This is a genomic window from Streptomyces sp. NPDC031466 (assembly GCF_055581265.1).
In genome coordinates this window covers 376,540-395,506 of record NZ_JBVIJT010000002.1, presented here as the reverse complement: position 1 = coordinate 395,506, position 18,967 = coordinate 376,540, and the positions used below count along the sequence as shown (strand labels likewise).

The window sequence follows — 18,967 nt, the reverse complement described above, 5'->3', positions numbered from 1 at the left end:
CCGGCGCCGTCCCCCGCCGCCGTCTTCCCGCCGTCTTCCCGCCCCCTGAACGGACGCCGCTAGGAGCCGGAACGTTCCTCGTCCTGCCGCTGCTTGTCCGCCGCCTTGTCGGCCGCTGCCTTCTCGGCCGCCTTGGCGGCCTTCGCCGCGTCGGCGATCTGCCGCTTCGCGGCCGTCGCGTACATGTCGACGTACTCCTGGCCGGAGAGCTTCATGATCTCGTACATGACCTCGTCCGTCAGCGCCCGCAGCACGAAGCGGTCCTGCTCCATGCCCTGGTAGCGGCGGAAGTCGAGCGGCTTGCCGATGCGGATGCCCGGGCGCATCAGCTTGGGGAGCACCTTGCCGGGCGGCTGGATCTTCTCCGTGTCGATCATGGCCACGGGCAGCACGGGCGCGCCGGTGGCGAGCGCCACGCGCGCGAGGCCGCCGGGCTTGCCGCGGTAGAGGCGTCCGTCGGGCGAGCGGGTGCCCTCGGGGTAGATGCCGAACAGCTCGCCGCGCTCCAGGACCTCGATGCCGCTCTTGATGGCCGCCTCGCCCGCGCCGCGCGCTCCGGAGCGGTCGACGGGCAGCTGGCCCACGCCCTTGAAGAAGGCGGCGGTGAGCTTGCCCTTCACCCCGGGTGAGGTGAAGTACTCCGCCTTGGCGATGAAGGTGACCTTGCGGTCGAGGACCGCGGGGAGGAAGAAGGAGTCCGAGAACGAGAGGTGGTTGCTCGCGAGAATCGCGGGGCCTTCGGCGGGGACGTTCTCAAGGCCCTCCACCCAGGGCCTGAAGCCGAGCTTCAGCGGCCCTCCGATGGCAACCTTCATTGCGCCGTAGATCAAACCGAGTGCCTCCTGTTTCTGTGGATCAGACCTTAACCCGGGGTACGGCCAATGGGCCCGACGACCCTGGTCGGTGTCAGTCCGGTCGCGTACGGTGAGGTACTCCTTACCCCCCTTGCCACATCTCACGAAGGAGACCGAAGGTGCCGGTCCTCCCCGGAGCCGAGCCGTACCGCCACGATGGCGGCGAGGTCGGCGTCCTGCTCTGCCACGGCTTCACCGGATCCCCGCAGTCGCTGCGCCCCTGGGCCGAGTTCCTGGCCGAGCGGGGTCTGACCGTCTCGCTGCCGCTCCTTCCCGGGCACGGCACCCGCTGGGAGGACATGCAGGTCACCGGCTGGCAGGACTGGTACGCGGAGGTGGAGCGCGAGCTGCGCGTCCTGCGGGAGCGGTGCTCGCGGGTCTTCGTCTGCGGCCTCTCCATGGGCGGCACGCTCACGCTGCGGCTGGCGGCCAGGCACGGCGACGCGATCAGCGGCATCGTCCTGGTCAACCCGGCGAACAAGCTGCACGGCCTGTCCCCCTACGCGCTGCCGGTCGCCCGGCACCTCGTACGGACGACGAAGGGCATCACCAGCGACATCGCCAAGGACGGCCCGGTGGAGATCGGCTACGACCGGGTGCCGTTGCACGCGGCGCACTCCATGCGCCGCCTGCTGCGGCTGGTCGACGGTGAACTGCCGCAGGTGACCCAGCCGTTGCTGCTGCTCCACAGCCCGCGGGACCACGTGGTGCCGCCCGTCGACTCGGCCCGTGTCCTCAGCCGCGTCTCGTCCACGGACGTCACCGAGATCCTGCTGGAACAGAGCTACCACGTGGCGACGTTGGACCATGACGCGGACCGGATCTTCGAGGAGAGCCACGCGTTCATCGACCGGCTCGCCCCCAGCGTCGGCGAGGAAGGGACGGCCACCGGTGGCTGAGCACGAGGCGGACCGCGACGAGAGCCGCGACGAGAGCCGTGAGGAGAACCGCGACGGCGCTCGCGGGCCCGACCGGAGCGAGCCCTCCGGCGACGGGTTGCCGTTGGACGAGGACGCCGCCTGGCAGGCGATCGTCGCGGCCTACGGCGAGGAGCCCGCGGACCCGCCGGGCGCGAAGCCCTTCAAGTCGGTCGAGGACCTGGCGCTCCTGGAACCGGAGTCGAACGGCCCGGCGGACGGCCCCGCGAGCGCCCGCACCAAGGACCCGGGCAAGGAGGCCGAGGACAGCTCGGCCGCGAAGGACGACACCGGGCCCGGCGCGGGCAAGCCGCTCGGCAGCTCCGTCTCCTTCGCGCCCGGCGTCGGCGGCCCCCGCGACCACACGGTCCCGGAACCCTCCGAGGACGACTTCGACGCGGACGACGAGGGTCACTTCGTGCCGCCGGAGCCGCCGCCGCTGCCCGAGGCCGACGTGACGGCCAAGTTCGCCTGGCTGGCCGTGCTCGGCGGCCCGCTGCTCATCCTGCTCGCCGTGCTGCTCGGCTGGCAGATGACGTGGTGGCTGACCACCCTCGGCATCGGCGGCTTCCTCGGCGGCTTCGCCACGCTCGTGGTGCGGATGAACGGCGGGGACGACGAGGAGGACGACGACCCGGGGCGCGGCGCGGTCGTCTGAGGGCCGGGCCGCCGTCTACCGGGCGGGCGGCACCCTGAGGGCGGCCAGGACCGGCAGATGGTCCGTGGCCGCCCGCAAGTCCGCCTCGGTCACCCCGGGCAGGTGCGAGGGCACGCCGCAGCCGAGGACCTCGATCCCGGGCGTCGCGAAGATCGCGTCGATGCGCTGGTGCGGGTCCTCGGGGGTCGAGGTGTGCTCGCCGCCCCACGGGTTCGCCGTCCAGCAGTCCCGCAGCTCGGCCGCGAGCCCGCGGAACGTACGCCCCTGAGGCCGCTCGTTGAGGTCGCCGCCCGCGACCGCGTGCTCCACGCCGAGGGCGGTGAGGCGCTCGAGCAGCATCGCGCCCTGGGCGCGCCGCTCGTCGGCCTGCAGGCTGAGGTGGCAGCTCAGGACGCCGAGGCGGGCGCCGCCGAAGCGGACGACGGCGGTCGCGAAGCCGCGCCGGTGCAGCCCCGGGGTCAGCGGCAGCAGTACGTCCTCGGTCCGTTCGACGCTCGCCCGCAGCGAGCAGAGCAGCGCGGGCCCGGCCGCGGAGCCGCCGCCGGAGAGGATCACCAGGTCGGCGGCGTGCGCGAGCCGGGCGAGCTTCTTGCGCCAGCGGAAGAACCGCGGCGCCTCCTGGATCAGGACGAGATCGGGGGCGCAGGCGGCCATGACGCGGGCGAGCGCGTCGGTGTCGTCGCGCATCGAGCGGATGTTGTAGCTGAGCACCCGGACGACGGCCGAACCGTCCCCTTCGGTGCGCGAGTCGGGCAGCGTACGGGTCGGGCTCGTCGACATGACGATCAAGATACGCGAACGCCGGGCAGGCGGAGGTCGTCCGCCCTGTCCGGCGTTCGTTCGGGGACGGGGGCGCGCGGCGCGATCGACCGCGCCCCCCGCCGCGGGGTCACATGACCGGGTCGGGCTCCCGCGCCAGGTCCGCCGCGCCGACCAGACCTGCCTTGTTGCCCAGCTGGGCGGCGATGACCTGGGCCTCGGGGCGCCAGGCGGCGCCGACGAGCCAGCGCTTGAAGGACTTGCGGATGGGGTCGAGGACCAGCTCGCCCTCGTCCGAGAGGCCGCCGCCGACGATGAACGCGGACGGGTCGAAGAGCGAGGCCAGGTCGGCGAGACCGGCACCGGCCCAGCGGGCCAGCTCACGGTAGGAGTCGATGGCCACGGCGTCACCCTGTCGGGCGGCCATCGAGATGTGCTTGCCCTCGATGCCCTCGGGCGTGCCGTCCCCCAGCGAGAGCAGGAACTCGGCGTTCTCCGGTGTCGCGTTGGCCCGCTGGCGCGCGTAGCGCACGAGGGCGCGCCCGGAGGCGTACTGCTCCCAGCAGCCCTGGCTGCCGCAGCCGCAGAGCAGCCCGTCCGGCACCATCCGGATGTGGCCGAACTCGGCGGCCACGCCGAAGTGGCCGCGGCGCAGCTTGTTGCCGATGATGATGCCGCCGCCGAGGCCGGTGCCCAGCGTGATGCAGATGACGTTGCGGTGGCCCTTGCCGCCGCCGAACTTGTACTCGCCCCAGGCCGCGGCGTTGGCGTCGTTCTCCACGACGACCGGCAGGCCCACGCGCTTTTCGACCTCGTCCTTGAGCGGCTCCTGCCGCCAGTCGATGTTCGGCGCGAAGTAGACCGTGGAGCGCTGGCGGTTGACGTAGCCGGCGGCACCGATGCCCACGCCGACGATGTCGTGACCGGCCCGCGCGCCTTCCACCGCGGAGGCGATCGCGTCGACGATGGCCTCGGAAGTACCAGGGGTCGGCACCTTGAATGTCGAGAGGATGTTGCCGTCCTCGTCGACCACTCCGGCCGCGATCTTGGTGCCGCCGATGTCGACGCCGATGGTGAGTCCCATGAATCCCTCAGTTCGATCGAGCCCCGCTACGGCCCACCGTACCCGAGGGGGGTCAGTCGAGATCGATGTGTTCCGCGGCCGGGGGCTCCTCGTCGCCGTGGTCCGTGCCGCGCTCGCGCTCCGGGGCCCGCGGGGCCTCGCCCCGCGTCCAGCGGCCCTCCTGGCCGCGGGCCGCCGAGCGGTAGGCGGCGAGCAGCTCGGATCCGGCGGCGGCCAGGTGGTCGAAGACGTCGGGGTTGCGCTCGATGACCGGCTCGACCGCGGCCTTCGCCTGCTGGACGACCTGCCGCACGGTCTGCTCGACGGCGCCCTGGGCGACCGCGCCGAGCAGCGGCGCCTGGAGCCCGGCGAGCTTCTCGGAGACGGCGTCGACGAGCTTGCGCAGCTCCTCGGCGGCCGATCCGGGCGGCGTCCCGTACTGGGCACGGCGGCGGGCCCGCTCCGCCGCGAGGTCCTCGGCGCACGCCTGTTCCCAGGCGTCGGCGTCGACGTCCGGTCCGGGAGCTTCGGGGGCTTCGCGCTCGCTGGCATCGCTCATACCACTCGACGTTACCCGAATGGCGGCACCCCGTTCACCGCCCGCGCGGCCACAGCTGGGGGTCGGGAGTGAACCGCACGCGCAGCTCCCCCTCGTGCAGCCCGGCCCCCGCGACGGTGCAGCGGCGCAGCGCGGACGGCAGGGCGACGATGCGGCGGTGGGCGCCGGCGGTGACGACGAGTTCGTCGCCGCGCCGGATCAGGCCCAGCCCCTCGCGCACGGCGCCGGGGAGCGGGAGGTGCCATACGTACGTGTGGCTTCCCTCGCCGTCGGCCGTCTCGGTGACGGGCCACTGGGTGGGGGCGGGTGCGGCCGCGGGGGCGGGCACGCCGAGGGCGGTGAGGTCGTCGGCGCCGCGCGGGTCGCGCCCGAGGTGCGGGACCCGGGCGACGGTGTCGTACGCGCTCTCCCAGGCGGCCAGCGTCTTGTGCTGCTGGGCGGAGAGGCCCGCGAGCCAGGTGTCCGCGGAGGTGTCGGGCAGCAGCCGGTTGGCGATCAGGCAGTCGGTGCGCAGGCCCTGGAGGGCGAGGCCGGTGACGGTGGAGGCCACGGCGTCGGCGCCCGCCGGACCCGGCTCGGCGACCAGGCGGACGGTGGTGCCGCGGGCCTCGATGACGGCCTGGGCGGCGGTGAGTTCGTCCTCCCAGCGGGCGGCGGTCCCATACAGCCAGGCGGCCGGCATCGGGACGCCCGCGAGGCGGCCGAGCATGGGGCGCAGGGCGCGGGCGGCCTGCCGCTCGGGCGGCAGCAGCCTGCGCAGGTAGCGGCGGAGCTGTTCGGGCAGGGCGAGCACCGCGAGGGCGCTGGGGGCGGGCGGCAGGTCGAGCACCACGGTGTCGTGGGCGTCCTCGCGGGCGGCGTCACGCAGGGCGCGCAGCAGGGCCAGCTCCTCGGCGCCGGGCAGCGGGGTCAGCTCCTCGCCGTCGAGCCGTTCGGCGCCGAGCAGGTCCAGGCCGGCGGAGGCACGTTCCTGCAGGGCGAGCAGGTCGTCCCGGAAGCGGTCGTCGGGGGCGGGGCGCCGCACGGTGAGGTTCGGATGCGGGGCCGGGCCGCCGAGCACCGCGGTGAGGGTGTCGGCGCGGTCGGCGCCGATCACGAGCGTCCGCCGGCCGGCGCGTGCGGCGGCGAGCGCCGTGGCGGCGGCGACGGTGGTCCGTCCGGAGCCGCCGGGGCCGGTGACGAGGAGGGTGCGCATAAGGGTGAACGCTACGTCAGCGGCCCTGCCGGGCCGCCTGCTCACGTCTCCTTGGACTCGACCCGCTTCTTCAGCCCCGCGAGCGCCCGGTCGATGATGACCTTCTCGGCCTTGCGCTTGATCATGCCGAGCATCGGGATCTTGACGTCGACGGTCAGCCGGTAGGTGACCTCGGTACCGGTGCCGGCGGGGCGCAGGAGGTAGGAGCCGTCCAGGGAGCGCAGCATCTGGGACTTGACGAGGGTCCAGCTGACCTGGTCGTCGCCCGTCCAGGTGTAGCCGAGGGTCTGGTCGTCCTTGATCGCGCCGGCGTCCATGACGAGGCGGACCTGCTTGGCGCGGCCGCGTTCGTCGGTGGCGAGGACCTCGGCCTCCTTCACCTCTCCCGTCCAGTCCGGGTAGCGGGCGAAGTCGGCGATCACTCCCATGACCTCGGCGGGGGCCGCCTCGATCATGATGGTCGAGCTGGTGTGTTCCGCCATCGCTGTGGCTCCTCCAGATGCGGTCCGGGTCCGGGACGGGACGTCTGCCGCGTGAAGGCTACCGCGCGCCGCCGGCTCACCACTCCAGGGCCCAGGGCCTTCCGGACCCGGCGAAGTGGCCCACGTTCACGCACTCGGTGGCGCCGACGCGCATGCGCCGGACCAGGGGCTGGTGGACATGGCCGAAGAGCGCGTACCTGGGGCGGGTCCTGCGGATGGCTTCGAGCAGGGCCCGGCTGCCGCGCTCGAAGCGGCGGGCCACGGTGTCGTAGAGCAGCTCGGGGACGTCCGGCGGGATGTGGGTGCACAGGACGTCGACCTCGCCGACGGCCTCGATCTTGGCGGCGTACTCCTCGTCGCCGATCTCGTAGGGGGTGCGCATCGGGGTGCGCAGGCCGCCGCCGACGAAGCCGAAGACGCGGCCGCCGATCTCCACGCGCTCGCCGTCCAGGACGGTGGTGCCGGGACCGGCGTATTCACGCCACAGGGCCGGCATGTCGACATTGCCGTAGGTGGCGTACGTCGGGGTGGGGAAGGCGGCGAACAGCTCGGCGTACTGCTTGCGGACCGCGCGCTCGATGGCCGGGACGCGGTCGACGCCCGCCCACAGCCGCGCGCCGAACGTCCTGGCCTCCTCGAAGCGGCGGGCGGTGCGCAGCTCGACCAGCCTGCTCGCGTTCCGTGCGCCGAACAGGTCGGGGAAGATGCCGCGCGAGTGATCGGCGTAGTCCAGGAAGAGCACGAGATCGCCCAGGCAGACGAGCGCGTCGGCGCCGTCCCCCGCGCGGGCGAGGTCCGCCGCGTTGCCGTGCACGTCACTGACCACATGGACCCGGAAAGCTGGCATGCGGATCACCCTAGGACGGCCGCCCGACCGGCGGTAGGGCCCGGGCCCACGGCCGGACCTGCGGTTACTTCCGAGTCGGGAAGGGGGTGGCGTACTGTGCGGTTCAGACCAACGGCGACGTGTGACGCACCGAACATCTGGGCCCGCCCCCCTACCGAACAAGCCATACCGGTGGGTAACGTCCGGGCAGTCCAGTAGTGCTCAGCCCCCCACTCGACTGAGCACCTGCCCGATCTTGGACCGCACCGTCGCAGCACACAACGTCGTGGCGCCGGCGCCCTATGTAGGAGCAGCAGTCTTGCGCGAGTTCAGCCTTCCGGCCCTGTACGAGGTCCCCGCGGACGGCAATCTGACCGACATCGTCCGTAGAAACGCCGCGCAGCACCCGGAGGTCGCCGTCATCGGCCGCAAGGTCGGCGGCAGCTGGCAGGACGTCGACGCCAGGACCTTCCTCGCCGAGGTGCGCGCCACCGCCAAGGGGCTGATCGCCGCCGGCGTGCGAGCGGGCGACCGCGTCGGCCTGATGTCCCGTACCCGGTACGAGTGGACGCTCCTCGACTTCGCCATCTGGAGCGCCGGCGCGGTGACCGTGCCGGTGTACGAGACCAGCTCGGCCGAGCAGATCCAGTGGATCCTCGGTGACTCCGGTGCCGTGGCCTGCGTCGTCGAACTGGACGCGCACGCCGCCGCCGTGGAGTCCGTCCGCCACGGGCTGCCCGCCCTCGCCCACGTCTGGCAGATCGACAAGGGCGGCGTCGAGGAGCTGCACCGCGCGGGCGCCGAGGTCTCGGACCAGACGGTCGACGAGCGCAGCGCGGTCGCCAAGGCCGACGACCCGGCCACCATCGTCTACACCTCCGGCACCACGGGCCGCCCCAAGGGCTGCGTCCTGACGCACCGCAGCTTCTTCGCGGAGTGCGGCAATGTGGTGGAGCGCCTCAAGCCCCTCTTCCGCACGGGCGAGTGCTCGGTCCTGCTCTTCCTTCCCGTGGCCCACGTCTTCGGACGCCTGGTCGAGGTCGCCGCGCTGATGGCGCCGATCAAGCTGGGCCACGCGCCCGACGTGAAGAACCTCACGGAGGAGCTGGCCTCCTTCCGGCCGACCATGATCCTGGGCGTCCCGCGCGTCTTCGAGAAGGTCTACAACTCCGCCCGCGCCAAGGCCCAGGCCGACGGCAAGGGCAAGATCTTCGACAAGGCCGCGGACACGGCGATCGCCTACAGCCGCGCGCTCGACACCCCCTCGGGGCCCTCCCTCGGCCTGCGGATCAAGCACAAGATCTTCGACAAGCTGGTCTTCAGCAAGCTGCGCGCGGTGCTCGGCGGCCGCGGCGAGTACGCGATCTCCGGCGGCGCCCCGCTCGGCGAGCGCCTCGGCCACTTCTTCCGCGGCATCGGCTTCACGGTCCTCGAGGGCTACGGCCTGACCGAGTCCTGCGCGGCCACCGCCTTCAACCCGTGGGACCGCCAGAAGATCGGCACGGTCGGCCAGCCGCTGCCGGGCTCGGTGGTGCGGATCGCCGACGACGGGGAAGTGCTGTTGCACGGCGAGCACCTGTTCTCGCGGTACTGGAACAACGAGGGCGCGACCGAAGAGGCCCTCGCCGACGGCTGGTTCCACACCGGCGACATCGGCACCCTCGACGAGGACGGCTATCTGCGCATCACCGGCCGCAAGAAGGAGATCATCGTCACCGCCGGCGGCAAGAACGTCGCCCCGGCCGTGATCGAGGACCGCATCCGGGCGCACGCGCTGGTCGCCGAGTGCATGGTCGTCGGCGACGGCCGCCCCTTCGTGGGCGCGCTGGTCACCGTGGACGACGAGTTCCTCGGCCGCTGGGCCGCCGAGCACGGCAAGCCCGCCGGGTCGACGGCCGCCTCCCTGCGCGACGACGCGGATCTGCTCGCGGCGATCCAGAGCGCGGTGGACGACGGCAACGCGGCGGTCTCCAAGGCGGAGTCCGTACGCAAGTTCCGGGTGCTGGCCTCGCAGTTCACGGAGGAGTCCGGGCATCTGACGCCGTCGCTGAAGCTGAAGCGGAACGTGGTGGCGAAGGATTACGCGGACGAGATCGAAGCGATTTACCGCGGGTAGCGTCGGCGGGTGCGCCCACTCGCCGTGGGGGGCCGCTTGAGGGGCGGCTCCCGGTCTCACGTGCTTTCCGCGCCCACTCGCCGTGGGGGGTCTGCCGTCTCGCGGCTTTCGGGGTTCTGTGGTTGCTCGCGCCGTTCCCCGCGCCCCGGGAAGGCGGGCTGCGCCCGCCTTCCCGTTGGCGGGGCGGCGCTCCTGCCTCAGGGGCGCGGGGAACTGCGCGAGCAACCCACGACGGCCGTCGGGTGAGCGACAACCCCCGGCCGCAGCCCTGCGCCCCTGAGGGCACTGGCTGCGGCTCGGGGCGCCCACCCGCCGTGGGGGGTCTGCCGTCTCGCGGCTTCCGGTTTCCTTCGGTTGCTCGCGCCGTTCCCCGCGCCCCTGGAAGGCGGGCTGCGCCCGCTTCCTCGATGGGCGGGGCGCAGGCCCTGCCTCAGGGGCGCGGGGCACTGCGCGAGCGGCCCACGACGGCCGTCGGGGGACTGGCAACCCTTAGAGCACGGCGCGGAGCCGTTCCGCCAGGAGGTCCCAGCGCCATTTTTCCTCCACCCAGGCGCGGCCCCGCTCGCCCATGCGGGCGCGCAGCTCCGCGTCCGCCAGCAGCGCGGTGACGCGGTCCGCCGCCTCCTCGGGGGCGCCGCCCCGGACGACCCAGCCCGTCTCCCCGTCCAGGACCGCGTCCGGCGCCCCGCCGGAGTCGCCGGCGACGACGGGCAGCCCGGTCGCGGACGCCTCCAGGTAGACGATGCCGAGGCCCTCGACGTCCAGGCCCCCGCGCCGGGTCCGGCACGGCATGGCGAAGACGTCGCCGGCGCCGTAGTGCGCGGGCAGCTCCTCCCACGGCACCGCGCCGGTGAAGCGCACGGAGTCCGCGACGCCGGTCTCGGCGGCCAGCTTGCGCAGGTCGCTCTCGTAGGGGCCGCCGCCGACGACCAGGAGCACCGCCTCCGGCTCCGCGGCGAGAATCCTCGGCATGGCGAGGATCAGCGTGTCCTGCCCCTTGCGCGGCACGAGCCGCGAGACGCAGACCACGACGGGGCGGTCGCTCAGGCCGAGCCGGGCCCGCACGGCGTCTCCCCCGGACCCCGGGTGGAAGGTCTTCTCGTCGACCCCGGGCGGCAGTTGGACCATGCGATCCGCGGCGGCCGGCGTCAGCGCGGCGGCGATGCGCGAGCGCGTGTACTCGCCGAGGTAGGTGATCGTGTCCGTCGACTCGCCGATCCGCCGCAGGAGTTGCCGCGAGGCGGGCAGCTGGGCCCAGCCGGCCTCGTGGCCGTGCGTGGTGGCGACGAGCCGCGTGGCGCCCGCCCTGCGCAGTGCGGGCGCCATGAGCCCGAGCGGCGCGGCCGCCCCGAACCACACCGACGTACAGCCGTGTTCGCGCAGCAGGGAGACGGCGCGGCGGGTGGCGCGCGGGGTGGGCAGCAGCATCGTCGTGGGGTCCCGGACGACCTTGAAGGGCTGCTCGGCGTCGAAGGCCGCGGTGGCCTCGGCGCCCTCGCGGCCGCGCTTCCAGGTGGACGCGTAGACGACGAGCCGCTCGGGGTCCAGGCGCAGCGCCATGTTGTGCAGGAACGCCTGGATGCCACCGGGCCTGGGCGGGAAGTCGTTCGTGACGATCAGGGTCTTGTGCATCGCGCACGACAGTACCGAACGGCCCGGCCTCTTCGTCCGCCGCCGGTCCCACCCGGCATCATGACTCCACGAATCGTGATGAAGCATGCGAAAAGGGGCGAGGCGCGCATGGCAGGCACAACACGCATCCTGGCCGTCTGGGCCCCGACCAGGATCCTCCTGCTGCTCTGCGTGTTCCGGGTGCTCGTCGTCCCGGGCCCGGACGTCACGAGCGATGTCTCGGTCATCTACCAGGGCTGGTACGAGGTCCTGCGCACCGGCACCTTCCCGCTCGACGACGTCACCTGGCAGTACCCGCCCGCCGCCGCCCTCGCCGTCCTCTCCCCCGCCCTGCTGCCCTTCCTCGACTACACCTCGGCTTTCTTCGTCCTCGCCTTCCTCGCGGACACGGCGGTCTGCGGGCTGCTCCTGTACGCGGGACGGCGGCCCGACAAGTCGCCGCGCGGCCTGTGGGTGTGGGTCGTGGGCGTGCCCCTGCTCGGCCCGACCGTGTACGCCCGCTACGACGTGATGGTGACCGCCGTCGCGGTCGCCGCGCTGCTCGCGGGGGCCGGCCGGCCCCGGGTCGCGGGGGCCCTCGCCGGGTTCGGGGCACTGCTCAAGGGGTGGCCGGTGCTGCTGCTCGTCGGCACCCCGCGCGGGCGGGTGACGCGACGGTCCTGGTCCGCCGCGGCGGGCACCGCGCTCGGCGCCGCGCTGGTGTTCCTCGTGGCGATGCCGGGGGCGCTCGCGTTCCTCACCTTCCAGCGTGACCGCGGCACCGAGGTGGAGTCCCTCGGGGCCCTCGTCTTCCACGTCGGGCGCCACCTCGGCTGGCGGGGCGAGGTCCGGCTCAACTACGGCTCGGTGGAGTTCCTCGGCCCGTATGTCCCCCTGGTGAGCGCGGCGGCGCAGCTCCTGTCGGCGGCGGCCCTGAGCTGGCTCGTCGCGTGGCGGCGGTACGCCCGGGCCCGGGCGGCGAACACCCTCGCGGACGCGGCCTTCGTGGCCGTGCTGCTCTTCACCGTGACGAGCCGGGTGATCAGCCCGCAGTACATGCTGTGGCTGGTCGGCGCGGCCGCCGTGTGTCTGGCGTTCCGCACGAGCCGCATGGAGCTGCCGGTCCGCCTGGTGCTGGTGGCCACGTTCGTGACGTTCCTGGAGTTTCCGGTGTGGTTCTCGCACGTCGTGGCCGGCGACCTGCTGGGCGTCGCCCTGATGTGCGTACGCAACGGCCTGCTGGTGGCGGCGACGCTGCTGGCCTGCCGCACCCTGTGGCGCCAGAGCCTGTCCGAGCCACGCGAGCGGGCGGGCGGGACCGCGCCGGGGCGGGTCAGCCCAGCTCCGAGCGCAGATACGTGCGCCAGCGCGCCGTGAAGTCGCGCGGGGTGGTGCGCAGGACGTCCCGCAGCGCGTCCCGGACCGCGCCCGCCCGCCGGTCGTGCTCCCCGACGGCCCGGTAGAAGTCCGTCAGTTTCCGCTCGCCCCACCCGTCCGCGATCATCCGGCAGGCCAGCCACGCGCCCTCGTACGACTGGGCCAGCCGGCCGGTGTCGTCGTCGAACCCGAAGTCCTCGTCCTCGGGCAGCGCGCCGGGCAGCCGGCCGCCGCGCACCGCCCGCCGCAGCTCGGGCGCGGCCTGCCGCGCGGTGCGGTCCGTGCCGCGGTAGCCGACCCAGTCCGCGAAGCCCTCGGAGAGCCAGAGCGGGGTGGCCCCGGAGGTGTGCGCGCGGGTCGCCACGTGGGCCGTCTCGTGGGTCAGGACGACCTGTTTGCCGAGGTCCCCGAGGATGCCGTACGCCTCGGGGTTGACGAGGATCCGGTCCGCCGGGGCGCGCCCCGAGCCGCCCGCCTCGCCGGTGGTGACCGCCGCTATCCCCCGGTAGCCGGACACCGGCGCGCCGAGGAGGTCCGCCATGTCCTTCAGGGAGCGGGGCACGATGACGACGACCTTCCCCGCCCACGCGCCCGGCCAGGCGTCCCGCACGGCGGGCACCGCCCGGTCGGCGGGACCGGCGAGGCCGCGCAGCTCCTCGGCGCTGTGCCCGACCCCGAGGACGAGGCTGTGCCGGCCCCGCACGACCGCGACGCGCCCCTGGTCCCAGAGCTGCTCGCCCGCCTGCCGTGCGGGCCGCTCGGAGGTGACGTACCACTGCCCGCCGTGCCGTTCCAGCGTGAACGTGCGCGCGGCGGTGCGCGGGGCGCGGTCGTGGTCCTTGAGGCGGTAGCGCAGTTCGGCGCTCGCGGTGGCCCGGGAACCGGTGCGGTGCAGGCTCTTGAGGCGGTAGTCCCAGGAGTCCAGCGGCAGGGCGCGCACGCGGGCCAGGAGATCCGGCGGACGGGGCGCGCCGGCCGCCCGCCGCTCGGTGCGGTCGTAGGCCTGCTCGTCCCGGTCCAGGACCGCGTGCGCGCGCCGCTCCAGGAGTCTGCGGACGTCCCCGGCGGCGGCGTCCGGTACGGGGTCGGCTCCGCAGCCGGACAGCAGGGCGAGGCAGAGCGCGGCGCACAGCGCCACCGCCCACGACCCACGCCCGCCACCGGCCATCTTCCCGATCGTACGGGGCGGCGGCGGGCGCCCCGCGGTCAGATCCGGGTCACGGAGGAGACCGGCATCATGCCGACGGGGTCGTAGCGGACCGGTGCGCCGGGGTGGGGGGCGTGCACCACCTGGCCGTTGCCCACGTACATCCCGATGTGACTGGCGTCGTCGCGGTAGGCGACGAGGTCACCGGGCCGCGCCTGGGCCAGTGGCACCTGCCGTCCGGCGTACCGCTGGGCCTGCGAGGTGCGCGGCAGGCCGACGCCGGCCTGGGCGTAGGACCACTGCATGAGGCCCGAGCAGTCGAAACCGGAGGGTCCGTTGCCGCCCCACACGTAGGGGCGGCCGATGGCGGACCGGACGGCGGCGAGGGCGGCGGCGGCCCGGGCGGAGGGAGCGGCGCCGGGCTGTGGCAGGTCCTCGCGGCCGCTGGTGCGCGAGGATCTCTCGCGGGCCTCGCGCTCCTTGCTCGGCAGCGCGTTGAGCAGCCGCCTGGCCTGGGCGAGCTTGTGCTCGACGGTGCGCTTGTGGCGGGCGACGACGGCGCGGCTCCTCTCCAGCTCGACGAGTTTGTGACCCGCCTCGGTGCGCTGCTGGGCGAGGCCGCGCTGCGCCCGGCGCAGATCGGCGAGCCGGCCCGCGTGCCGGGTGCTGACGCGGTCCAGGGTCGTGGCCTTGTCGAGGTAGCCCTCCGGGTCGGAGGAGAGCATCAGCTGGAGCGTGGGGTCGATGCCGCCCTCGCGGTACTGCGCCCCGGCGAGCGCGCCGAGCGAACCGCGCATCTCGTTGATCCGCTGCTGGCCGCGCGCGATGCTGTCCCTGGCCCGCTCGACCTGCGCGCGCAGCCTGTCCGCGCGCTCGTCGGCCTTGTTGTAGGCCTCGGTCGCCTGCTCGGCCTGTTCGTACAGCCGGTCCACCATGGAGCGGGTGTCGGACGGCTTGTCCCGCGGTGCCGCGCCCGCGGGCACGCCGCCGAGAGCGACGGCCGCGGTGGCGGCGGCGGCCGTGAGGACGGTGGCGCGCGTGCTCCGGTCGATGCCGGGACGGGCGGGACGGCGATGGGACACCACGGGTAGCCGCTCTCCCTTCCGCTGGAGGACCCCCGGCCGGCCCGGGGGAATGCGCGCCGACAGTAGCCGTGCGGATACCCGGCGGCCAACGACCCGGATGGGTGCGGACAGCGCGACGCCCCGCCTCAGACGCAGGTCATCAGCGGGGCGCGGGGGTCAGCGGGAGGTGCCGTAATTCGCCCGTTCGGACGGTGCGGCAGGCGTGTTGACGTCAGGCGACGCGGACGCCGAACTGGAAGTCGCCGAGGTACTCCATCGCCTCGTAGCGCACCACGGCGCCCGGCTTGGGGGCGTGCAGCACCTGGCCGTTGCCGGCGTAGAGGCCGACGTGCGCGAGGTTGTTGAAGAACACGAGGTCGCCGGGCTTCAGTTCACCGCGGCCGATCTTGGTGCCGTCGTTCTGCTGCGTGTACGTGGTCCGGGTGATGGAGACGTCGGCCTGGGCGTACGACCACTGGGTCAGCCCGGAGCAGTCGAAGGAGTTGGGGCCGGTGCCGCCGGAGACGTACGGCTTGCCGAGCTGGGTGGCGGCGGCGTTCAGGGCGGCGGCGCCGCGGCCGGAGGCGGGGGCCTCCTTGCCGAGGTCCACGGGCTTGTCGGCGGCGCGGTCGGCGGCACGGCTCGCGCGCTGCTTCTCCTTGGCGGCCAGGTCCGACTTCTCCTTGGCCGTCAGGGTGTTGAGGAGTTTCTGCGCCTCGCCGAGCTTGCCCTGGACCTCGCGCTTCTTCTTGCCCAGTTCCGTACGGGTGTCGGCGAGGTCGTCCAGCTTGCCGGCGGCCTCCTTGCGCTGCTGCGCGAGGTCCCGCTGCTTCTTCTGGATCTTCTTGAGCGCCTCGACCTGCTGGCTGCTCAACTGGTCCAGGGTGGACGCCTTGTCGAGGTAGTCGTCCGGGTCGGAGGAGAGGAACAGCTGGAGGGAGGGGTCGATGCCACCGGAGCGGTACTGGGCACTGGCCATCGTGCCGAGGCCGTCGCGCAGGTCGTTGAGCTGCTCCTGGCCCTTGGCGACCTTGTCCTGGAGAGCGTCGATCTGCTTCTCCAGCTTCTCCTGCTTCTCCTTGGCCCCGTTGTACTTGTCGGTGGCCCGCTCCGCGTCCTCGTAGAGCTTGTCGACCTTGGACTTGACCTCGTCCTTGCCCGGCTTCGGCGCGGCCTGGGCGGCACCCTGCGAGGTGAGGGCCACGGCAGCGGCGGCGGTCGCGGTGAGCACGGTCACGCGAGTGCGGCTCGGCTGCTTGGGTCGACGGTGGGACGCCACTCGGGCGGCTCCTTCTTCCTCCGGCCGCCTACCGAGACGCGGCGGGCGGGTACCACCGCCGCCACCCCGGATGGGTGATCAACCGAGCGGGGGTTCGAAGGGTGACCCTAGTGACCTTCTTGTGATCAGTTCAAATCACGTCGGCAAAAAATCGGTCGCGAAGCGCATTCTTTACCGATAACGCACAGCCGGTGATGTCCTTCTGACGCTACGCCACTCCGGCCGACGCCCAATTCGGGCATACGGCTCAGGAGTTGCACCAGGCCCTTTAGCCCCGCGAAAGCCTCTTCAGCAGGACCGCCGAAGCCACCGGCCGCGCGCCCGCCTTCGCGATCCCGTCGGCCACCTCACGGTCGGTCGACACGACGACCACGGGCCTGCCGGACGGCTCCGCGCGCACCAGCTGGCGGATCAACTCGTCCGCCGTGACACCGGGTTTGGAGAACAGCACCCGCACCCCGCGCGGCGGCGCCAGCAGCACCGGAGCGGCCAGTTCCGCGCCGTCGAAGACGCAGGTGACCTCGGCGCCCGACTGGAGGGCGAGCTGCGAGAGCGAGCCGAGCAGGCGCAGCCGCTGCTTCTCCAGCGGCATGGTCGGATAGCCCGTCTTGGTGACGTTGTAGCCGTCGACGACCAGATGCGCCTGGGGCAGCGCGAGCAGCTGGTCCAAGATCGCCGGATCGTTCTCGGAGAGGGCGCGGGCGGCGATGTCCTTGGGGGACATCCGGCCGGGCTCCACGGCGTCCACGGTCTCGGCGGGGCGCACGGAGACCGGCGGCAGGGCCAGCTCGCGCCGCAGCCCCTGGGCCGACTCCAGGACCGTGTCGAGCAGCAGGCGCACCCGCATGTCCTCCACGCTGCGCCCCTCGCGGACGGCCCTGCGGCTGGCCTCCAGGGCGGCCTCGGTCTCGCCGAGCCGTGCCTTGAGCCGCCGCGTCTCGCTCTCGGCGGCGGACAGGAGCGCCTGCTGCTCGGCGCGGACCGCCTCGGTCTCGGCGGTCGCCTTGCGCAGCGCCGCCTCGCCGCGCTTGACGTCACTGAGCGCCCCGCGCAGCTTGCGGTGCATCGATTCGGCTTCCCTGCGCGCCGCTTCCAGCTCCGCGCGCAGCCGCTCCGTCTCCGCCCTGGTCTGGCCGCGGGCGGCGGCCAGCTCCTCGCGCAGCCGCTCCAGCTCGGCCCTGGTCTCCTCCTGCACGCGCTCGGCGTCCGCCCGCTGGGCCTCCTCGCCCGCGGCGGTCACCAGCTTCACCCAGCCGGTCGGGCGCAGCACGAAGGCCGCGGCGGCCACGTCCAGGGGGTCGGCGGCCGGCGGCGGGGTGCCCGCGTCGAGGGCGGCGGCCAGCTCGGCCTGCGCCTCCCTGAGGCGCTCACCGATGCGCTGGCGGAAGAGGGTGTCGCCCTCCAGGGCCGCCGCCATGGCGTTGGCCGCGAACTTGGCGCGCCGGGTGGGCGTGAAGCGGGCGTACTGCCTCAGCTGGGCGGGCAGTTCCGCCATGGTCAGCCCGCCGAAGCCGTCCGAGACGATCTGCACGACCCGTCGGCGCACCCCGTCGGGCAGCGGACGGTCGAGCACCTCAGCGGTGCCGTCGTCCGGCTCCCCGCCCGCGCTCTCCACCATCCGTCACCCCACTAGCCGTGCGGGCCCGCTCCCTCAGGAGTCGGTGCCCGGCCTGTCCACGAGTTCCACCTGATCCACCGCGTTGCACCAGCGGCAGCGCACCGACTCGATGGTCTCACTGACCACCTCGCGTTCCTCGACGTTCGACTCACCGGCCAGGTCGAGATGCACATACTCGACGACCTTGGAGGTGCGGGTCACGTCGAAACGCGTGAGATTGCCGCAGAGCGTGCAGCGCCACCGGGTGGTGGCGGTCGGCAGGGGAACCGTCATCGTGGCTGTTCGCTTTCCTCGGTGGCGTGCCCGCCCGCGGTGCTCCGCGAGGCGCATCGCCCGTAACCCTAAGGCCTGTAAGGGTCGCCGTGCGGCGGTGTCCGGCCCGGCATGGCGGTCTATGCCGGTAGCTCCCGTTACGTCATGCTCTGCCCATGATCAAAGCATGGAGCCCGAAGGCGGTCCGGCTGCTGGGGGGCCGGTCGGCCCCGATGACCCATGGCCTGATCGCCGCCTGCTGCCTGATCTTCGTGATCTCCCCGGTCTCCGGGTTCAATCCCGCCCACGGCACCGGCGACCAGCTGCTCGCCGCGCAACAGGCCTACTTCGAGCGCTGGGGCGTGGTCCCCGCCGAGCTGTTCAGCGGCGTCCCACGGGCCGCCCTGGGCCCGTTCACCGCGCTGTTCGTGCACGGCAGCTGGGTGCACCTGCTCGGGAACATGCTGTTCCTGTACGTCTTCGGGGCCATGGTCGAACAGCGCATGGGGCACCTGCCCTACGCGCTCTTCTACGTCATCTGCGGCTATCTGGCCCTGCTCGCCTACGCGGCGGCGCACGCGGGCTCCGACCAGACCCTCGTCGGCGCCTCCGGGGCGATCTCCGCGGTCCTCGGCGCCTTCCTGCGCCTCTTCCCGAAGGCGCGCGTCACCAGCCTCTTCCCGTTCCTGTTCTTCCTGCCCCTGCGCTTTCCCGCCTGGCTCGTGCTGCCGTTCTGGGTGACGCTCCAGTGGCTGGCGGCGGGGCAGGCCGGCAAGGGCACCGGAGTGGCCTATCTGGCCCACCTCGTCGGCTTCTCGCTGGGCTTTCTCTACGCCTGGGGGTGGTCCGCGCGGAAGGCTAAGGTGACAGGCACAGCAGTACCGGCCACCGAGGGAGACAGCCAGCCGTGATCACCGCGATCGTGCTCATCAAGACCAGCGTGGACCGGATTCCGGAGATCGCCGAGTCGATCGCCGCGCTCGACTCGGTCAGCGAGGTCTTCTCCGTGACCGGCACCTACGACCTGATCGCGATGGTGCGGGTGCCGCGCCACGACGACCTCGCGGACGTCATCCCCGGACGGATCAGCAAGATCCCCGGCGTGGAGGCGACGGACACCCACGTGGCGTTCCGCACGTACTCGCAGCACGACCTGGAGGCGGCGTTCGCGATCGGCCTCGACTCCTAGC

The 18,967-nt window shown here is 73.2% G+C and carries 19 protein-coding genes; 6 read left to right on the top strand and 13 right to left on the bottom strand.

Features of this window, described 5'->3' with window-relative positions:
• Positions 1–59 precede the first annotated feature (59 nt).
• A complete protein-coding gene (locus ACZ5GP_RS04615) occupies positions 60–815 on the bottom strand; it encodes a lysophospholipid acyltransferase family protein (protein ID WP_358584221.1) in 756 nt (251 codons plus the stop codon).
• A gap of 158 nt (positions 816–973) precedes the next feature.
• Here ACZ5GP_RS04615 and ACZ5GP_RS04610 point away from each other — a divergent pair, with 158 nt between their 5' ends.
• Together ACZ5GP_RS04610 and ACZ5GP_RS04605 are read left to right on the top strand one after the other, a co-directional pair.
• Positions 974–1,753: an alpha/beta hydrolase gene (locus tag ACZ5GP_RS04610; protein WP_468749371.1), complete on the top strand. Its 780-nt coding sequence runs from the start codon at positions 974–976 to the stop codon at positions 1,751–1,753.
• Positions 1,746–2,429: a hypothetical protein gene (locus tag ACZ5GP_RS04605; RefSeq protein ID WP_468749370.1), complete on the top strand. Its 684-nt coding sequence runs from the start codon at positions 1,746–1,748 to the stop codon at positions 2,427–2,429. Before ACZ5GP_RS04610 ends, ACZ5GP_RS04605 begins: the two co-directional genes overlap by 8 nt.
• A 15-nt stretch (positions 2,430–2,444) precedes the next feature.
• On the opposite strand, the gene ACZ5GP_RS04600 is transcribed toward ACZ5GP_RS04605, so the two are convergent.
• The 6 genes from ACZ5GP_RS04600 to ACZ5GP_RS04575 form a co-directional block, all read right to left on the bottom strand.
• Entirely contained in the window at positions 2,445–3,209 is a 765-nt protein-coding gene (locus ACZ5GP_RS04600; RefSeq protein WP_468749369.1) for an endonuclease/exonuclease/phosphatase family protein, read from the bottom strand.
• 109 nt (positions 3,210–3,318) lie between these two features.
• Positions 3,319–4,272 (bottom strand): ROK family glucokinase, encoded by a 954-nt coding sequence (locus ACZ5GP_RS04595; protein WP_358584230.1) that lies wholly within the window; start codon positions 4,270–4,272, stop codon positions 3,319–3,321.
• A 52-nt stretch (positions 4,273–4,324) separates the two neighbouring features.
• Positions 4,325–4,810, bottom strand: coding sequence for a DUF5304 domain-containing protein (locus ACZ5GP_RS04590; RefSeq protein ID WP_468749368.1), 486 nt, complete (start codon positions 4,808–4,810; stop codon positions 4,325–4,327).
• 34 nt (positions 4,811–4,844) lie between these two features.
• A complete protein-coding gene (locus ACZ5GP_RS04585; RefSeq protein ID WP_468749367.1) occupies positions 4,845–6,005 on the bottom strand; it encodes an ArsA family ATPase in 1,161 nt (386 codons plus the stop codon).
• A gap of 41 nt (positions 6,006–6,046) precedes the next feature.
• Positions 6,047–6,487: an SRPBCC family protein gene (locus tag ACZ5GP_RS04580; RefSeq protein ID WP_468749366.1), complete on the bottom strand. Its 441-nt coding sequence runs from the start codon at positions 6,485–6,487 to the stop codon at positions 6,047–6,049.
• 76 nt (positions 6,488–6,563) lie between these two features.
• A complete protein-coding gene (locus ACZ5GP_RS04575; protein ID WP_468749365.1) occupies positions 6,564–7,334 on the bottom strand; it encodes a metallophosphoesterase family protein in 771 nt (256 codons plus the stop codon).
• Positions 7,335–7,632: 298 nt separating this feature from the next.
• Here ACZ5GP_RS04575 and ACZ5GP_RS04570 point away from each other — a divergent pair, with 298 nt between their 5' ends.
• Complete coding sequence (locus ACZ5GP_RS04570; RefSeq protein WP_468749364.1) at positions 7,633–9,429, top strand: AMP-dependent synthetase/ligase; 1,797 nt, start codon at positions 7,633–7,635, stop codon at positions 9,427–9,429.
• Positions 9,430–9,918: 489 nt separating this feature from the next.
• Here the strand turns inward: ACZ5GP_RS04570 and ACZ5GP_RS04565 are convergent, their stop codons facing one another.
• A complete protein-coding gene (locus ACZ5GP_RS04565) occupies positions 9,919–11,061 on the bottom strand; it encodes a glycosyltransferase family 4 protein (RefSeq protein WP_468749363.1) in 1,143 nt (380 codons plus the stop codon).
• A 108-nt stretch (positions 11,062–11,169) separates the two neighbouring features.
• Between ACZ5GP_RS04565 and ACZ5GP_RS04560 the strand changes: the two genes are divergently transcribed.
• Complete coding sequence (locus tag ACZ5GP_RS04560) at positions 11,170–12,417, top strand: glycosyltransferase 87 family protein (RefSeq protein ID WP_468749362.1); 1,248 nt, start codon at positions 11,170–11,172, stop codon at positions 12,415–12,417.
• Here ACZ5GP_RS04560 and ACZ5GP_RS04555 read toward each other — a convergent pair.
• From ACZ5GP_RS04555 to ACZ5GP_RS04535, 5 genes are all read right to left on the bottom strand, one after another.
• Complete coding sequence (locus ACZ5GP_RS04555; RefSeq protein WP_468749361.1) at positions 12,374–13,585, bottom strand: hypothetical protein; 1,212 nt, start codon at positions 13,583–13,585, stop codon at positions 12,374–12,376. The genes ACZ5GP_RS04560 and ACZ5GP_RS04555 overlap by 44 nt on opposite strands.
• Positions 13,586–13,623: 38 nt before the next feature.
• Entirely contained in the window at positions 13,624–14,649 is a 1,026-nt protein-coding gene (locus ACZ5GP_RS04550) for a C40 family peptidase (RefSeq protein WP_468749360.1), read from the bottom strand.
• A gap of 211 nt (positions 14,650–14,860) precedes the next feature.
• Positions 14,861–15,907: a C40 family peptidase gene (locus ACZ5GP_RS04545; protein ID WP_468749359.1), complete on the bottom strand. Its 1,047-nt coding sequence runs from the start codon at positions 15,905–15,907 to the stop codon at positions 14,861–14,863.
• A 268-nt stretch (positions 15,908–16,175) separates the two neighbouring features.
• Positions 16,176–17,525, bottom strand: a complete 1,350-nt coding sequence (locus tag ACZ5GP_RS04540) for an NYN domain-containing protein (protein ID WP_468749358.1) — start codon at positions 17,523–17,525, stop codon at positions 16,176–16,178.
• A 33-nt stretch (positions 17,526–17,558) separates the two neighbouring features.
• A complete protein-coding gene (locus ACZ5GP_RS04535; RefSeq protein ID WP_358584052.1) occupies positions 17,559–17,798 on the bottom strand; it encodes a hypothetical protein in 240 nt (79 codons plus the stop codon).
• 155 nt (positions 17,799–17,953) lie between these two features.
• Here ACZ5GP_RS04535 and ACZ5GP_RS04530 point away from each other — a divergent pair, with 155 nt between their 5' ends.
• Together ACZ5GP_RS04530 and ACZ5GP_RS04525 are read left to right on the top strand one after the other, a co-directional pair.
• Positions 17,954–18,688: a rhomboid family intramembrane serine protease gene (locus ACZ5GP_RS04530; protein WP_468749357.1), complete on the top strand. Its 735-nt coding sequence runs from the start codon at positions 17,954–17,956 to the stop codon at positions 18,686–18,688.
• Positions 18,685–18,966, top strand: a complete 282-nt coding sequence (locus ACZ5GP_RS04525) for an Lrp/AsnC family transcriptional regulator (protein WP_125512351.1) — start codon at positions 18,685–18,687, stop codon at positions 18,964–18,966. The genes ACZ5GP_RS04530 and ACZ5GP_RS04525 overlap by 4 nt, the downstream gene beginning before the upstream one ends.
• The last annotated feature ends 1 nt before the right edge of the window (position 18,967 follow it).

Excerpts from the sequence above, each read along its gene's own strand:
- ACZ5GP_RS04615 (WP_358584221.1), bottom strand. The coding sequence starts at position 815 with ATGAAGGTTGCCATCGGAGGGCCGCTGAAGCTCGGCTTCAGGCCCTGG.
- ACZ5GP_RS04600 (WP_468749369.1), bottom strand. The coding sequence starts at position 3,209 with ATGTCGACGAGCCCGACCCGTACGCTGCCCGACTCGCGCACCGAAGGG.
- ACZ5GP_RS04595 (WP_358584230.1), bottom strand. The coding sequence starts at position 4,272 with ATGGGACTCACCATCGGCGTCGACATCGGCGGCACCAAGATCGCGGCC.
- ACZ5GP_RS04590 (WP_468749368.1), bottom strand. The coding sequence starts at position 4,810 with ATGAGCGATGCCAGCGAGCGCGAAGCCCCCGAAGCTCCCGGACCGGAC.
- ACZ5GP_RS04585 (WP_468749367.1), bottom strand. The coding sequence starts at position 6,005 with ATGCGCACCCTCCTCGTCACCGGCCCCGGCGGCTCCGGACGGACCACC.
- ACZ5GP_RS04580 (WP_468749366.1), bottom strand. The coding sequence starts at position 6,487 with ATGGCGGAACACACCAGCTCGACCATCATGATCGAGGCGGCCCCCGCC.
- ACZ5GP_RS04575 (WP_468749365.1), bottom strand. The coding sequence starts at position 7,334 with ATGCCAGCTTTCCGGGTCCATGTGGTCAGTGACGTGCACGGCAACGCG.
- ACZ5GP_RS04565 (WP_468749363.1), bottom strand. The coding sequence starts at position 11,061 with ATGCACAAGACCCTGATCGTCACGAACGACTTCCCGCCCAGGCCCGGT.
- ACZ5GP_RS04560 (WP_468749362.1), top strand. The coding sequence starts at position 11,170 with ATGGCAGGCACAACACGCATCCTGGCCGTCTGGGCCCCGACCAGGATC.
- ACZ5GP_RS04555 (WP_468749361.1), bottom strand. The coding sequence starts at position 13,585 with ATGGCCGGTGGCGGGCGTGGGTCGTGGGCGGTGGCGCTGTGCGCCGCG.
- ACZ5GP_RS04540 (WP_468749358.1), bottom strand. The coding sequence starts at position 17,525 with ATGGTGGAGAGCGCGGGCGGGGAGCCGGACGACGGCACCGCTGAGGTG.
- ACZ5GP_RS04535 (WP_358584052.1), bottom strand. The coding sequence starts at position 17,798 with ATGACGGTTCCCCTGCCGACCGCCACCACCCGGTGGCGCTGCACGCTC.
- ACZ5GP_RS04530 (WP_468749357.1), top strand. The coding sequence starts at position 17,954 with ATGATCAAAGCATGGAGCCCGAAGGCGGTCCGGCTGCTGGGGGGCCGG.